The organism is Halomonas sp. Y3 (assembly GCF_024137965.1).
GTDB lineage: Bacteria > Pseudomonadota > Gammaproteobacteria > Pseudomonadales > Halomonadaceae > Halomonas > Halomonas mongoliensis.
On sequence record NZ_CP099975.1, the window covers coordinates 654,077 to 668,927 of the forward strand.

At 66.0% G+C, this 14,851-nt stretch carries 16 protein-coding genes; 8 read left to right on the top strand and 8 right to left on the bottom strand.

Annotated features, from left to right (window positions below; genetic code table 11):
* Positions 1-40 precede the first annotated feature (40 nt).
* Positions 41-523 carry a bacterioferritin gene (gene bfr, locus NHL60_RS03080; RefSeq protein ID WP_253448884.1) on the top strand — a complete coding sequence of 161 codons (483 nt, stop codon included), beginning with the start codon at positions 41-43 and terminating at the stop codon, positions 521-523.
* A gap of 76 nt (positions 524-599) precedes the next feature.
* On the opposite strand, the gene NHL60_RS03085 is transcribed toward bfr, so the two are convergent.
* The 4 genes from NHL60_RS03085 to NHL60_RS03100 form a co-directional block, all read right to left on the bottom strand.
* The gene (locus NHL60_RS03085; RefSeq protein ID WP_253448887.1) at positions 600-827 is read right to left on the bottom strand and encodes a DUF1653 domain-containing protein; all 228 of its coding nucleotides are present in this window, start codon (positions 825-827) and stop codon (positions 600-602) included.
* Between the two features lie 25 nt (positions 828-852).
* On the bottom strand, positions 853-1,671 hold the full coding sequence (gene tcdA / locus NHL60_RS03090) for a tRNA cyclic N6-threonylcarbamoyladenosine(37) synthase TcdA (RefSeq protein ID WP_253448890.1): 819 nt from the start codon (positions 1,669-1,671) through the stop codon (positions 853-855).
* A 12-nt stretch (positions 1,672-1,683) separates the two neighbouring features.
* The gene (locus NHL60_RS03095) at positions 1,684-2,457 is read right to left on the bottom strand and encodes a pseudouridine synthase (RefSeq protein WP_253448893.1); all 774 of its coding nucleotides are present in this window, start codon (positions 2,455-2,457) and stop codon (positions 1,684-1,686) included.
* A gap of 78 nt (positions 2,458-2,535) precedes the next feature.
* Positions 2,536-3,690, bottom strand: coding sequence for a cation diffusion facilitator family transporter (locus tag NHL60_RS03100; protein WP_253448896.1), 1,155 nt, complete (start codon positions 3,688-3,690; stop codon positions 2,536-2,538).
* A 158-nt stretch (positions 3,691-3,848) separates the two neighbouring features.
* Between NHL60_RS03100 and NHL60_RS03105 the strand changes: the two genes are divergently transcribed.
* The 4 genes from NHL60_RS03105 to NHL60_RS03120 all read left to right on the top strand — a co-directional run bounded on the left by NHL60_RS03105 (position 3,849) and on the right by NHL60_RS03120 (position 7,217).
* Positions 3,849-4,523 (top strand): SDR family oxidoreductase, encoded by a 675-nt coding sequence (locus tag NHL60_RS03105; protein WP_253448899.1) that lies wholly within the window; start codon positions 3,849-3,851, stop codon positions 4,521-4,523.
* Positions 4,524-4,730: 207 nt separating this feature from the next.
* Positions 4,731-6,329 (top strand): flavin monoamine oxidase family protein, encoded by a 1,599-nt coding sequence (locus NHL60_RS03110; RefSeq protein ID WP_110070179.1) that lies wholly within the window; start codon positions 4,731-4,733, stop codon positions 6,327-6,329.
* The gene (locus NHL60_RS03115) at positions 6,326-6,742 is read left to right on the top strand and encodes a cytochrome c (RefSeq protein WP_110070178.1); all 417 of its coding nucleotides are present in this window, start codon (positions 6,326-6,328) and stop codon (positions 6,740-6,742) included. The genes NHL60_RS03110 and NHL60_RS03115 overlap by 4 nt, the downstream gene beginning before the upstream one ends.
* 1 nt (position 6,743) lies before the next feature.
* Positions 6,744-7,217, top strand: coding sequence for a Rid family hydrolase (locus NHL60_RS03120; RefSeq protein ID WP_110070177.1), 474 nt, complete (start codon positions 6,744-6,746; stop codon positions 7,215-7,217).
* 42 nt (positions 7,218-7,259) lie between these two features.
* Here NHL60_RS03120 and NHL60_RS03125 read toward each other — a convergent pair whose 3' ends face one another.
* Positions 7,260-8,579 (bottom strand): glycosyltransferase, encoded by a 1,320-nt coding sequence (locus tag NHL60_RS03125; protein ID WP_253448902.1) that lies wholly within the window; start codon positions 8,577-8,579, stop codon positions 7,260-7,262.
* 185 nt (positions 8,580-8,764) lie between these two features.
* Between NHL60_RS03125 and NHL60_RS03130 the strand changes: the two genes are divergently transcribed.
* The 3 genes from NHL60_RS03130 (at position 8,765) to NHL60_RS03140 (ending at position 11,834) form a co-directional block, all read left to right on the top strand.
* On the top strand, positions 8,765-10,096 hold the full coding sequence (locus tag NHL60_RS03130) for an RNA-guided endonuclease TnpB family protein (protein ID WP_253448905.1): 1,332 nt from the start codon (positions 8,765-8,767) through the stop codon (positions 10,094-10,096).
* Between the two features lie 130 nt (positions 10,097-10,226).
* Positions 10,227-10,646, top strand: coding sequence for an STAS/SEC14 domain-containing protein (locus tag NHL60_RS03135; RefSeq protein ID WP_253448908.1), 420 nt, complete (start codon positions 10,227-10,229; stop codon positions 10,644-10,646).
* A 180-nt stretch (positions 10,647-10,826) separates the two neighbouring features.
* Positions 10,827-11,834: an OmpA family protein gene (locus NHL60_RS03140; protein ID WP_110070863.1), complete on the top strand. Its 1,008-nt coding sequence runs from the start codon at positions 10,827-10,829 to the stop codon at positions 11,832-11,834.
* 269 nt (positions 11,835-12,103) lie between these two features.
* Here the strand turns inward: NHL60_RS03140 and NHL60_RS03145 are convergent, their stop codons facing one another.
* Genes NHL60_RS03145 through ugpE form a run of 3 tightly spaced genes read right to left on the bottom strand, consistent with a single transcriptional unit; the run spans position 12,104 to position 14,846 of the window.
* Positions 12,104-12,904, bottom strand: a complete 801-nt coding sequence (locus tag NHL60_RS03145; protein WP_253448912.1) for an inositol monophosphatase family protein — start codon at positions 12,902-12,904, stop codon at positions 12,104-12,106.
* Positions 12,901-13,995, bottom strand: coding sequence for a sn-glycerol-3-phosphate import ATP-binding protein UgpC (locus NHL60_RS03150; RefSeq protein WP_253451968.1), 1,095 nt, complete (start codon positions 13,993-13,995; stop codon positions 12,901-12,903). The genes NHL60_RS03145 and NHL60_RS03150 overlap by 4 nt, the downstream gene beginning before the upstream one ends.
* A 2-nt stretch (positions 13,996-13,997) precedes the next feature.
* A complete protein-coding gene (gene ugpE / locus NHL60_RS03155; protein ID WP_253448915.1) occupies positions 13,998-14,846 on the bottom strand; it encodes a sn-glycerol-3-phosphate ABC transporter permease UgpE in 849 nt (282 codons plus the stop codon).
* Positions 14,847-14,851: the final 5 nt, after the last annotated feature.

Here is a 14,851-nt window from a genome sequence, read left to right on the forward strand (position 1 = left end):
CAAGCTGCATCCCTACCTGACGACATCCAGAGGTGAGTCCATGAAAGGCGACAGCAAGGTCATCGAGTATCTCAACAAGGCCCTGGGCAACGAGCTGGTGGCGATCAACCAGTACTTCCTGCACGCCAAGATGTACAAGGATTGGGGCCTGCAGAAGCTGGCCAAGTGGGAGTACGATGAGTCCATCGAGGAGATGCAGCACGCCGATAAGATCATCGATCGCATCCTCTTCCTCGAGGGCATGCCCAACCTGCAGGACCTGGGCAAGCTGCACATCGGCGAAAACGTTCGCGAGATGTTGGAGTGCGACCTCAAGATCGAGCACGACGGCCGCCGCGACTACATCGAGGCCATCGACTACTGCGAGCAGGTCAAGGACTACGTGACCCGGGACCTGCTGCGTGAGCTGCTGGCCGACGAGGAGAGCCATATCGATCATATCGAGACCGAGCTCGGCCTGATCGACAAGGTCGGCATCGAGAACTACATGCTCAAGCAGATGCAGGTGGCCGGCGAGGAGTAAGCTTTCCCTTCTGCCCCCTTGCTTCGCATCCAGACCGGCGCCCCAGTGGCGCCGGTCTGCGTTTCGGGGACGGCGGCTACTGGAACGCCTTTTCGAGCTCGAAGCGTGGCACCGGTTCGCCCTGGACCTCCACCGTTTCGGTGAACATCGCCAGGGGCCTCACCCAGAGGCCGTAGTCGCCATAGAGGGCGCGATAGACCACCAGGGGCTCCTCTGTCTCGCTGTGATGGGCAAGGCCCAGAACCTCGTAGCGGTTGCCCTTGTAGTGGGCATAGATGCCGGGGACGGGAAGCGGGCGTGACATGGCGAAGACTCCTGGAGGGGGTGGGTCAGGGAGAGGCCTGGGCGCTGCGGGCCAGGCGGGCGAGCACTCGGGAGGCGGCCACGAAGCCGAAGCTGCCGGTGACGAAGGTGGCGGCGCCGAAGCCCGAGGCGCAGTCGAGCCGGGTGGACTCACCGCTGCCCGGCTTCTGCAGGCACACCTCGCCGTCGGCGCTCGGGTAGACCAGCTGCTCGTCGGAGTAGACGCACTCCACCGAGAAGCGCCGCTTGGGGTTGCGCGAGAAGCCGAAGTCGCGGCGCAGGCGCGCGCGCACCTTGGCCAGCAGGGGGTCGTGCTCGGTACGGGCCAGATCCGCCACCCGGATGCGGGTGGGGTCGGTCTGGCCCCCGGCGGCGCCGGTCACGGTGATCGGCAGCTTGCGCCGCTTGCACCAGCTGATCAGCGCCGCCTTGGCCACCACGCTGTCGATGGCGTCCACCAGGTGGTCGGCATCCTCGGGAATCCGCTCGGCCAGGTTGGTGGGGGTGACGAAGGCGACCTCCTCCACCACCTCGATGCCGGGCTGGATGGCGCGGCAGCGCTCGGCCAGCACCTCCACCTTGGGGCGGCCCACGGTGCCGTCCAGGGCGTGGAGCTGGCGGTTGACGTTGGAGACGCAGACGTCGTCCAGGTCGATCAGGGTCAGCTTGCCGATGCCAGAGCGCGCCAGCGCTTCCACCGTCCAGCTGCCCACGCCGCCGACGCCCACCACCACCACGTGGGCGCTGCGGAAGCGCTCGACGGCGCGGCTGCCGTAGAGGCGACGGATGCCGCCGAAGCGCAGGTCGTGGTCGTCGGTCTGGAAAGCGATGGGCAGGTCGGTCATGGCGGGTGTCGGTCAGTCGATGGCAGCGGGGTGGGGATGCGGCTGGCTCTGGTCCACGGCGTCCACCGGCAGGTGGCCGGCCCAGCCGAAGCGTCGGAACAGCGCGCTCATGGTGGCATCCAGGGCGCCGCTCAGCCTGAGCGGCTGCCCGGTCGCCGGGTGTACGAGGGCGAGCTCGGTGGCGGCCAGCAGCAGGCGCGGGGCGTCGAGGTGCTCGGCGAAGAAGCGGTTGTGGTTGCCCTTGCCGTGCTTGGCGTCGCCGATGATCGGATAGCCCCGCTGCGACAGGTGGCGGCGGATCTGGTGGCGGCGTCCGGTCAAGGGCCGCGCCTCCATCAGCGAGTAGCGGCTGCTCGGGTAGCGGTCCACCTGCACCGGCAGCTCCACGCTGTCCAGGCGGCGGATGTCCGTGATCGCCTCCATGGCGGGCATCTCGGCCTTGGGGCGGCTGCCATCCTCCTCGCGCAGCGGATACTCCAGCCGCTCGGCCTCGGGGCCGATGCCGCGCACCACGGCCAGGTAGCGCTTGGCCACCCGGCGCTCGGCGAAGGCCTCGGTGAGCCGGGTGGCGACGCCTGGGGAGAGGGCCAGCACCATCACGCCGGAGGTGGGGCGGTCGAGGCGGTGTACCGGGTAGACCCGCTGGCCAAGCTGGTCGCGCAGCCGCTGCATCAGGAACTCTCGCTCGCCACGGGCCAGGGCGGTGCGATGGACCAGCAGGCCGGCCGGCTTGTGCACGGCCACCAGGTGCTCGTCTTGGTGCAGGATGCGCAGGGGATCACTCATGCCGATGGAGTCGCCGGAGGGGTCGCCGAAGGGGCGGCCATTGTCGCCGCCGGGGGCGAGGATGTCACCCTCGAGCGCTCACTGAGGAATAGGGGCCAGGCGACGGATCTCCACGTGGGAGAACCAGTCGAGGTCGGCGGCGGCCTCTGCCAGGCGTCGCGCGGTGCTCTGGCTCTCCAGGGGCGAGTCCTCGTCGATGCAGGCCACCACGGTCACGGCTCCCTCCAGGTAGTGGAGCTCCAGGTCGAGGAGCCAGTGCCACTCAGGCAGGCCGGCCCAGCGCTCGGCCAGCGCCGCTTCCACCTCGGGCCGCAGCGGCAGGCCGGGGAGCTGGCTGGGGTCGCCTTCGCCGGCATCATCTTCCGGGTCGACGTGGAAGGTGAGGTCGGTGAGTGCCGGGAAAGATTGTCGCAGGCGGCGGCTCACCTCGTTGCCGATCTCGTGGCCCTCGGAGACGCTGATGCGCGGCGAGACCACCACGTGGAGGTCGAGCATGGTGCGCCCGGCAGACTGGCGGGTGCGCAGGTCGTGGATGCCCTCCACCCCGGGCACGCCGAGCGCCACGTCCCGCATCGCCTCCTGCTGGGCCACCGGCAGAGCGGTGTCCACCAGCTCGCGGCCCGACTCCCACAGCAGGTCCCAGCCCACCTTGCCCACCAGCAGGCCGACGATCACGGCCGCCAGGGTGTCGATCCAGGTGGCGCCGAACTGGCTGCCGAGCAGCGCGATCAGCACCACGCCGGTGGAGAAGACGTCGCTGCGATGGTGCCAGGCGTTGGCCTCCAGCATCTTGGAGCCGATGCGCTGGGCTACGCGCCGGGTGAGATGGAACAGCCACTCCTTGGCCAGCAGCGCCAGGACGGTCAGCAGGATCGCCCAGTAGCCCGGTGGCGGGATATCGGCGGCAGAGATCAGACGCTCGGTGCTCGACCAGACAATGGCGCCGGCCACGAAGATCAGCACGCTGCCCAGGAACAGGGTAGCGAGGGTCTCGATACGGCCATGGCCATAGTGGTGGTCGTGGTCGGGCCCCTGGTGGCCATAGTGGGATGCCGCCAGCACGAAGCCGTCGGTGACCAGGTCGGAGAAGGAGTGCACGCCGTCTGCTACCAGGGCGGCCGACCCGACCAGCCAGCCCACGATGATCTTGGCGACCCCCAGGATGCAGTTCACCGCGACGGACAGAAGGGTGACTCGGCGGGTTGCCTGATGCTTCTCTGAATTGGTCTGCATGGCGATTCCTGTGCACTGCTCCTGCTGGGACATGCTGCACTGGCGAAACGACCTAAATAGTACCGAAAAGGTCCTCTTTGATGCAATGGGACCTCTTGCAGCCGCTGGCCGAGTGCGACAGTGTCTCTATCAGTAAACCGCAAAGGAGAGAGAGTGTCATGGCTACCACCGTATTGATCACCGGCGCCAACCGCGGCGTCGGCCTGGCCTTGGCCCGCCACTATCGGGAGGCTGGCTGGAGGGTCATCGGGGTCTGCCGCAGCAGCGGCGAGGAGACCGCCGAGCTGCACCAGGTGGCCGAGCGGGTCATCGAGGGCATCGACGTGACCCGGCCGGAAGACGTGGCGCGGCTTGCCGTGGAGCTGGAAGGGCAGCGCCTCGCGCTGCTGATCAATAATGCGGGGCTGCTCAAGGACGAGCGCCTGGGCGAGCTCGACTTCGATTCGATCCGCGAGCAGATGGAGATCAACGCCTATGCGCCGCTGCGGGTCACCGAGGCGCTGCTCGGCAACCTCGACGAGGGCAGCAAGGTGGCCAATATCACCAGCCGCATGGGCTCCATCGCCGACAACGACTCCGGCGGCCGCTATGGCTATCGCGCCTCCAAGGCGGCGCTCAACGCCTTCGGCAAGTCGCTGGCCATGGATCTCAAGCCCCGCGGCATCGCCGTGGTCCAGCTCCACCCCGGCTATGTGCAGACCCGCATGGTCAACTTCGGTGGGCTGATCTCCCCGGAGGAGGCCGCCGCCGGCATCGCCGAGCGCATCGAGGCGCTGACCCTCGCGACCACCGGCACCTTCTGGCACAGCAATGGCGAGCCGCTGCCCTGGTAGTCGATCAGCGTTGCACCGACCGGGCGCCTGGGCCGGGATGAGTCGGCCTGCGCTGCACCGTAGGCGGGCGTGATCCGATGCCGGCTGCCGCTGAGGCCTCGAGGCCATGGGTAGCTGGTGGGGCCAACTCTCTGGTTTATCTGGGAATAGTCTGAATTAGGCATGGTGAATGCAGTGTCTCTCCCGTCAACCACGGGAGAGACATTCATGGATGTGCACGATTCGGGTTCCTCGCTACCATTGACGCGGCGCCACTTCCTGCAGGCGCTAGGTGCAGTCGGAGGCGCTGGCATGATGATGTCGGGTCTTTCGGCATTCGGCATTGGTATCGCCTCTGCCCAGGATGTGCCGCCCACCTTGAGAGGAGAGGGCAATGGTAAAAGCGTGATCATTCTCGGCGCAGGGCTGGCCGGACTGGTCGCGGCCTATGAGCTGGGCAAGAAGGGGTATCGGTGTCAGGTTCTCGAGGCGAGAAGTCATGCTGGGGGACGGGTGCAGACTGCGCGTTCCGGGTTTGTGTTGCCGCAGCTGGGCCAGGAAGATGAGGTCTGTGACTTCGACGAGGGCGAATATTTCAACCATGGCCCTTGGCGCATCCCCTACCACCATCGCTCCACCCTGCACTACACCCGAGAGTTCGGGATTCCCCTGGAAATCTTCGTCAACCACAACGAGGCGGCGTTCGTCTATCGGGAGGCGGCCGGGCCGCTGAGCGGGAAGGCCGTGCGGCAGAAGGAGATCATTGCCGACATGCGCGGGCATGCGGCGGAAATCCTGGCCAAGCACGTCGACCAGGATGCCCTGGAACTGCCCCTGACCCAGGAGGAACGCGAGAAGTTTCTCGAGTTTCTCGTGGGGGAGGGGCAGTTGGAGCGCAGCAGCCTGGACTATCTTGGCACGGGGGGAAGGGGCTACCTTCGGGAGCCCGGCGCAGGGCTCAACCCCGGTGAGGCCTCCCTCCCTCATGGCCTGTCGGCACTCCTGCAGTCCGATCTTCATGGCATCGTAAGCTCCGTCAGTGGCTTCACCCAGCAGAAGACCATGTTCCAGCCCATTGGAGGGATGGACAGGATTCCCAAAGCCTTCGAGAAGGTGCTGGGGGAGGTCATCACCTATGGGGCCCAGGTCACCCGCCTGCAGCAGAACGAGGAGCGGGTTCTGGTCGACTACCGCAGCCGGACGACCGGTGAAAGCCACCAGGTGGAGGCCGACTACTGCCTCTGTACTATTCCGCTGTCGGTGCTGCGTGGCATCGAGAATGACTTTACGCCCGAGTTCAAGGGGGCCATGGAGGCTGTCAGCTACACACCGACCTGCAAGTTGGCACTGCAGATGAGAAGCCGCTTCTGGGAAGTCGAGGACCATGTCTTCGGCGGCCACTCCTTCACCCATAACAGCGAGACCGGCAACATTAGCTACCCCTCCACCGGATGGCAGGGGCAGAAGGGCATACTTCAGGGTGTCTACAACTTCGGCTCCAATGCCGCCCAGTTCAGCGCCCTCGATAAGGCACAGCGTATCGAGAAGGCCCTGAGCGTGGGTGAGAGGATCCATGCCGGCTATCGCCGGGACTTCGAGACCGCCTTCAGCACGGCCTGGCATCTAGTGCCGGAAAACCTGGGCGGCTGGGCCAGCTGGTCCAGCGAGGCGCGGGAGGAAAGCTATCCGCTCCTCAATCAGCCCCAGGGGCGCGTGCTGCTGGCCGGCGAGCATCTCAGCTACATGACGGGCTGGATGGCGGGCGCCATCGAATCTTCCTGGCTGCAGATCGAGAAGCTCCACGAGTTGGCGATGGAGGCCGCATGATTCGTGAATCTCTTGGCATCTGCCCGCGGGCAGCACTGAGAGCGGTGCTGCTCACCGCCGGACTCATGGCGGCCGGTACTGCCGCCACCGCCCTGGCCGATATCTCCGGGGAAGCCGGCTATCAGCAGAACTGTTCGGCTTGCCACATGGCCAACGGCCAGGGAATTCCCGGTGCTTTTCCCGCCTTGGCTGGTAACGGCCTTGTGGCAGGAGATGCCGCTGAGGTACTGCGAATCGTGGTCTATGGTCGGGCCGGCATGCCGGCCTTTGGCGACGAGCTATCTCCAGATGCCCTGGCTGCCATCGTTACCTACATACGCGAGCACTTCAACGCGACACCCACCCGGCTGACGGCCGATGACATTGCCGCCGTCAAGGTGGCATCTACCGCCAGAATGGCACGAGAGGACTGACATGAAAATTCGTTACCTTGCGGGCGCTGCCCTGATGATGACTGCGCTGAGTAGCATGGCTCACGACAGCAATATCGAGCGTCACCCAATTCCCGATTCTGACTTTCCCATCCTGCAGGCGGTTACCCTGGAAAATGTCGAGTTGACCTACTTCAGTGGGACTGTGCCGCGGGCCGGTGAGGATGGCGAGTTCGGCGATACCGAGGCCCAGACCGTTTCCGTGCTGGAGCGTATCAAGGCCACCGTGGAGAGCCGGGGACTTGACCTCGGTGACGTGGTCAAGATGACAGTCTTCCTGGTGCCGACCGAGGAGACGGGCCGCATCGATTTTTCGGGGTTCATGGATGGCTACACCCAGTATTTCGGCACGGATGAGCAGCCTAACTTGCCGACTCGCTCCGTGGTGGGGGTGGCCGACTTGGCCAACCCCGAATGGCTGGTCGAAATCGAAGTGGTAGCCGCCCGCGCTCGCTGAGGCCAGGGGCAGTGGGGCCTGGTAGGGAGCCGCCTTGCCCCGCTATTCCGGTACAGAAAGGCTCTGCCTCCGGTAGAGCATGACGAGTTCTGCCGCCTTAGCATCCTCGTGCCAGCCCGCCGCATGGACGCGGCCCCGCTCGGCCAGTCGGCGGCGCAGGGTGTCGTCGGCCAGCACCCGATTCACCTTGGCGGCGAAGTCGGGGTGGCTCTCCTCGGCGATCAGGCAGCCTTCGCCCTCGACGAGCACCTCCCGGGTGCCCATCACCGCGGTCGAGACCACCGGCGTGCCCAGGGCCATGGCCTCCAGCAGCACCAGCCCCTGGGTCTCGGTGCGCGAGGCGAAGACAAACAGGTCCGCGGCGCGGTAAGCCGCCTGGAGGGGGCCGTTGCGGCCCAGGTAGCCGAGGAAGATCACGGCATCGGCCAGTCCGGCCTCCCGGGCCTGGCGGGCCAGGGCCTCCCGTGCCGGGCCTTCGCCGGTAATGACCAGGCGAGCCTCCGGGTGTTTTTCCAGCACCTTGGGCAGCATCTCGATCAGAAAGCCGATGTTCTTCTCGAAGGCCGTACGGCCCACGTAGAGCAGCAGGCGAGCGTTGGCGGGCAGGTCGTAGCGGCTGCGAAAGTCGCATGCCTCCGCCGGTTGAGCGAAGGACTCCAGGGCCAGGCCGGTGGGGATGACCGTCATCGGCGCGGTGACGCCGTAGCGGAGAAGCGCCTCGCGCATGGCGTGGGACGGTGTCACCAGGGCATCGAGCTGGCGGCACTGGTGAACCGCCAGGCGCCGGGCGAGAAAGCGCAGCCAGCGCCGCGGCAGCCAGCGCACGTAGTGGTGCAGGTACTCCTCGAAGAGGGTGTGGTAGCTGGCCACTACCGGAATGCCCAGGCGCCGCCCCAGCCGAATGCCTGCCACATGAGCCACGAAGGGCGTTTGCACGTGAATGAGGTCGAATCCCGCCTCTTCCAGCTCCGGCCCCAGGGCGAGCAGCTCCCCGAGGCGCATCATGCGATCCTCGGGATCTCCCGGCACGCCCCGGGACGCGATCCGCAGCACGCCCGGCTCCTCCACCTGGCCGACCGGATAGTCCGGACAGAGCACCACCACCGCATGGCCCAGGCGCTCCAGGGCATCCCGAAAGCTGGCGACGGAGGTGGAGACACCGTTGACCCGAGGGAAGTAGACGTCCGATATCATCAGTATCTTCAGGGTGGCGTCGCCCGCTCGGTGGCAGGCCAGGTGGCGCGACGTGGGCGCCGCGGCACGCTCGGCACGGAGCTGACGGGCCATGGCGTTGCCGCGAGCCAGCAACATCAGCTGATCGATCTCCGCTTCGCTGAGCGGCTTGCGCGCTTTTCGAGGCATGCGGTGGGACTCTCCTGAGCATTTCACCCATGCTGGCGTGCCATTGTGACGATCCCGTGATGCCTTCCCCGCGTTGAACAAAAAACCGCCGCATTCTGCGATTCGATTCTCCGAATGAATCGGCAGTCGAGGCGGTGCAAGGCGGAAGCCTTGCCGGTTTAGCTGGATAAATATATAGTTAATTCATGGCCATTATTCGCTCCGATACGCTCACTCTCCAGGTTGCCAGCGCCGAGCAGCAAGCGGCGCTGGCCGACACGCTGGCGCTATATCGTCGGCTGGTGCGCGATCTGATGACGGTGGCCTATACCCATTGGCCGGCAGTCGGTGTCTGTGATGGCAATGAAGCGGTCAAGGTGCTGGAAGGCCTGATCCACCCTACCCGAAAGCGCCCATCGGTGCGGTATGCCTACTTCTCCCGCCGCTACTACAAGTTCCCCTCCTACCTGCGCCGGGTGGCGATCATGGATGCGGTCGGCCAGGTGCGTTCTTTCGTCACGCGCTTCGACGCCTGGCGGCGTGGCGAGCGGAAACACCCGCATGCTAAGCCACCGCGACTGACCGCCAGTACACGCACCTTCCCCAGCCTCTATGGTGGGCAGTGTGCCAAGGTCAATGCCGATGCCACCCATGCCTTCATCAAGGTGCGGCAGCGCAATGACTGGCTCTGGATGGGCTTTCGACTCAAGGGCCAATGCCGCTTCCGCGGCAAGGGTCAGGCGAAATCGCCCCTGCTGACCTTCAACGGGCGGCAGTGGAAGCTGTCACTGCCCGAGCAGTTCGACCCACCCAAGCCCGCCAAGGGCGCACCGGATCGGGTGCTGGCGGTGGATGTCGGCATCAACACAGCGGCAACCTGGGCGGTTGTCGATGCTCAAGGCACTGTCCATGCGCGTGGCTTTCTCTCGCGCACGGATAAAGACCGGGAACATCGACTCATGCAGCGCATCCGCCGCCAGGCGCGCCGCCAGACCCGCCACGGCAGCCGTCTGCCACTGGGCTTCTGTGGTCGGGATCACGACCGGCTGACGCGCCTGGCCGACAACGAGGCGCACCAGATCAGTCGGCGTTTGGTGAATCTGGCGCTGGAACACGACTGCCAGGCCGTGGTGGTCGAGAACCTGAAGGGCTGGCGTCCCAAGGGCGGACGCAAGCGCACGCCCATGAAGGCGCGCTTTCACCGCTGGTTTCATCGGCAGCTCGTGACGCGCCTCGACAGCAAGGCCGTCGAAGCTGGCCTGCGTTTCGTGGCGGTCTATGCCCGAGGCACGTCAAGCCAGGCCTTCGACGGTTCGGGGCCGGTGAAGCGCGACAGCAAGCACTACAGCCGTTGCACCTTTTCCAGCGGCAAGCGCTACCACGCGGATCTCAATGCCGCCTACAACATTGCCGCCCGCGGCCATGTGTACTACCAGGGGTGCCGTCGCAAGGCGGCACCCCGTGCCGGTGCGCAGAAGTCGACCGGCACACCGAGAACCCCGGTGACGCTCTCCACGCTCTGGCAACAGAGCGCGTGAGAGTGATCGGAATCCGCGATTCTATTCGCAGAATGAATCGTCGGAGGGTTCAAGCGTCGGCGGGAAGAGAGGCACGCTATGCTGAAGGCGAACGAGCCGTTGTGGCTCCACGGACCCAAGGAGAGTGCCCATGCTGGATCTGATGCCTCACTCGGCGGAGCACGTCGTGGCGATAAAGGTGGGGGGCGTGGTGACAGGCCCCGAACTGCAGCGCGCCATCGATGCCATCGAGGTCGCCAAACGCGACCATCCGGTGATCAGCCTGGTGGTCGAGATCGACAACCTGCGCTTCCTGACCCTGACAGCCCTGCTCAAGGACGTCGGCTACGGCCTGACCCAGCTAGGCGACCTCGAGCGCTACCACCGCGCTGCCGTGGTCACCGACCAGGCGTGGGTCGAGCATATTGCCCATCTCGAGGAGCGTCTCTTCAAGGCGGTGGAGATCCGCACCTTTCCTCTGCGCGACCACGCCGCCGCCATGGCCTGGGCCGCTGAGCTGCCCACCGGCGCCCACGAGAACCCCGAAGAGGATGGCTACCACGGCGCCTGACCCCTCTGCTGCCGACTAGTCCAGGCGCTGGCGGTTGCTGGGGCTTTATGAATGGCTAAGCCAACGCCAGTGACCTAGGGTGAAAGCATTGCCCCGGGTTGGCAGGGGCTCAGGTCTGCTTGTTACGCGATCCCTCCAAGCGCCTATCCCGTTGAGAGCCCGCCTGAAGGAGGCTTTGTCATGTCTGATGTTCTGTCTGGCGCTTCGGCCCGAATCCGTCTTGTCTCGCTGCTGTTCCTGACGATGCTGTTCTCACTAGCGGGGCAGGCGAACGAGGACATCGAAGGCGCTGGCGATCATCCGCTGGTCGAACGCATTGCCGGCTCCTTTATTACCGACAATTTTCGCGATGAGTTCAAACGCGTCGTGCTGCCTGCGGGTCCCTTCGATCGATCGGAGCGGGCGCATACCGAGCAGCTTGCCCTGGAGGGTGAGTGGCTCAAGATGATCTACCGCTTCGACGACCCCGATATCAGCGATCTTCGCGTTCACCGCACCTTTGTGCAGACTTTGCCAGAGGCCGGTTTCGAACTGATCTTCGAGGGAAGTGACCTGGATCTGATCGAGCAGAACACGGGCCGCTCGGCGGATTTCCTGACCAATACCAGTGAGTCCTACCTGCTGACTAACCGAGGGCCTCTCCTGAATCGTCAGCCAGTGCACTATCTGCTGGCGCGCTCGCAGGATGCGCCCGTGCACGTGGCGATCGCCACGTATCAGGCTCCCGGTCCCGGCGGCGGCACCCAGTATGCCATCACCGTGGTAACCGAAGAGGAGATGGAGGTTGCCACGGAGCACCGCCCGCTGTCGGCCAGTGAAATGGAGCAGGGCCTGATGGAATCGGGGCGTGTCGCCATTCAGGATATCCTGTTCGCCTTCGATTCCGATGAAATCCTGGCTGAGTCCAGCTCGTCACTGGCGACCATCGCTGAATTGATGCAGGAGCACCAGGAGCTGGGCCTGCTCGTGGTGGGTCATACCGACGATGTCGGCAACTACGACTACAACCTGCGCCTGTCCATGGAGCGGTCAACGGCAGTGGTTCGCTATCTTGAGCAGCGGCACGGGATTGCCGGGTCGCGGTTGAGATCGGCGGGTGCCGGCATGATGGCGCCGATTGCGTCCAACCGGACCGAGGCCGGGCGGGCACAGAATCGCCGGGTGGAGCTGGTCGAGATGCGCGACTGAGCAGCCGCATCGTTCGGCGCTCGCTCCTTGCTTGCACCCTCCTGTCATGCAGCTTGCGAAACCACTCGTTGCGCTTCTGGGAGAGGGAGCCGTCGCGGTAGTGGTCGCCAGGGCATGACAGAGATGCTGGGGGCCATCGTTGGCGATGTCATCGGCTCTATGCGTCGCGACCCCGGCTGCCCGATGACCTGTGCCGCGTGGTGGCGGCCTTTGAGGCGTGCTTTGCCGCGGCCTAGTCGCCTGTCATCTTGCCTGGCGGCTTGGCTCGCTCAGCGTGCCGTCAGGATCTCCCTGAGCTCGGCGTGGCGCTCCGGGTGGGCCACCAGCAGGTTCTTCCACTCGGCTGGGTCCGGGTCGCCGGCAAGGTCGGTCACTATGCAGCCCGCCTCCCGAGCGATGACGATGCCGGCGGCGACGTCCCAGAGGTCGAGCCGGGCGCCCTGGGACCAGAAGGCGTCGAAGCGGCCGAGGCCCGCATGGGCGACCTCGAGCGCCGCCGAGCCGGGCACGCGAATGCCGGCCACGCGAGACATCAGCCGGGTGAGCTGGTCCAGGCTGGTCGCGCAGTCGCCCTTGGCGTGATAGGGCAGGCAGGTGGCGATCAGCATCTCGTGCAGGGCTCTGGCTGGGGAGGCGGTGATGCGGCCGGCGTTGCGGTGGGCGCCCTGGCCTCGCACCGCCCACAGCATCTCGTCCAGCAGCGGCTGGTAGACCACCCCGTGGGTGAGGGTGTCGCCTTCGCGTGCGGCGATGGAGACCGAGAAGTGAGGCACCCGGTGCAGGAAGTTGTTGGTGCCATCTAGAGGGTCGATGATCACCGTGAGTCTCCCGCCCTCGGCGGGAGTTTCGCCCGTCTCCTCGCCAATGAAACCCGCCTCGGGATGGGCCCGCCGCACCGTCTCGATGATGGCGTGCTCTGCCGCCCTGTCGTAGTGGGTCACGAAGTCCGAGGCACCCTTGGCCTCGAAGTCGATGGCGCCGGCGGCGTGGTAGCCCTCGCGCAGCAGCTGGCCGGCGGTGCGGGCGGCCTGCTGGAGGGTCTCGATCAGCGTGGTGGTGGGAGGTGTCATGCGGCTTGCTCCTTGGTCTTGAGCGTATCGTCGAGGCGCCGGCCTGTCTCCCGATGAAAGGGGTGCAGGGCGTCTCGGGTGATATGGAAATGCAGGCGCTGGCCCTCCGCCACCGCCGGCTGGCCGGCGGTGCGGATCACCAGGGGCTGACCGCTGCCGGCCAGGCGCACATGGAGGTGGCTCTCGGCGCCGGCGGCCTCGAAGAGCTCCAGGGTGGCTGAGAGGGTCAGGTGGGGCCCGTGAGGCGCCTCGAGGCGCAGCGCGTCGGGGCGGATGCCCAGGATGCCGGTGCCCGGCGGCAGATCTCCCAGCAGGGCGCCATGGGACGCCGCGCCCGGGCCGCTCAGCAGAGCGCCCAGGGGCAGCAGGTTCATGGCCGGCGACCCGATGAAGGTGGCCACGAAGAGCGAAGCGGGCCGGGCATAGATCTCCATGGGCGTGCCCACCTGCTCGATGCGCCCGCCGTTGAGCACCACCAGGCGGTCGCCCAGGGTCATCGCCTCGAGCTGGTCGTGGGTGACATAGAGGCTGGTGGTCTTCAGGCGGCGCTGCAGCCGCTTGATCTCCACCCGCATCTGCACCCGCAGCTTGGCGTCCAGGTTGGAGAGCGGCTCGTCGAAGAGAAAGACCGCGGGCTCGCGCACCAGGGCCCGGCCCATGGCCACCCGCTGGCGCTGGCCGCCGGAAAGCTGGCGCGGCTTGCGGGGCAGGAAGGCCTCGATCTCCAGCATCCTGGCGGCCTCCTCCACTCGGCGACGGATCTCGTCGCGCTTGAAGCCGCGGTTTTTCAAGCCGTAGGCCAGGTTGTCGAACACCGTCATATGCGGGTAGAGCGCATAGTTCTGGAACACCATGGCGATATCGCGCTGGGCGGGCTCCAGCTCATTGACCCGGCGCTTGCCGATATAAAGCGCTCCGGCGCTGATGGTCTCGAGCCCTGCCACCATGCGCAGCAGGGTCGACTTGCCGCAGCCCGAGGGGCCCACCAGCACCACGAATTCGCCGTCGGCCACCTCCAGGTCGACGCCCTTCACCGCCTGCACGCCGCCGGGATAGGTCTTCTCGAGACCCTCGAGCTTGATACTTGCCATCATTACTTCTCCGTCTCGGTCAGGCCCTTTACGAACAGGCGCTGCATGAACAGAATCACCAGCACCGGGGGCAGGGCGGCCATCACCACCGCGGCCATCACCAGGTGCCATTGGGGGTCGCCGTCGGCGGCGGTGGTCATGCGCTGGATGCCCATCACCACGGTGTAGTAGTCGCTGTCGGTGGTGATCAGCAGGGGCCAGAGGTACTGGTTCCAGCCGTAGATGAACAGGATCACGAAGAGGGCCGCGATATTGGTGACCGAGAGCGGCAGCAGGATATCCTTGAAGAACCGGAGGGGGCCGGCGCCATCCACGCGGGCGGCCTCCAGCAGCTCTTCCGGCACCGTCATGAAGAACTGGCGAAAGAGGAAGGTGGCGGTGGCCGAGGCGATCAGCGGGATGGAGAGCCCGGCGAAGCTGTTGAGCATGCCGAGGTCGGCCACCACCTGGAAAGTGGGGATGATGCGCACCTCCACCGGCAGCATCAGGGTGACGAAGATCAGCCAGAAGAAGAACAGCCGGAAGGGGAAACGGAAGTAGACGATGGCGAAGGCCGAGAGCAGCGAGATGACAAGCTTCCCCACGGTGATCGCCAGCGCCATCACCAGGCTGTTGAAGAGCATCTGGCCCACGGGCGGGGCCCCGGCCCTCGAGAGGCCGCTCTCCCACATGGCGCGGTAGTTCTCCAGGGCGTGGCCGCCGGGCACCAGCGGCAGGGTGCCGCGCAGGAACTCTCCCGGCGCCTGGGTGGAGGCGACGATGGCGATATAGACGGGAAAGAGCACCAGGGCCACGCCGGCGATCAGAATCAGGTGCGCGGCCAGCTGGCTCAGGGGGCGGTGTTCGACCATGGGGG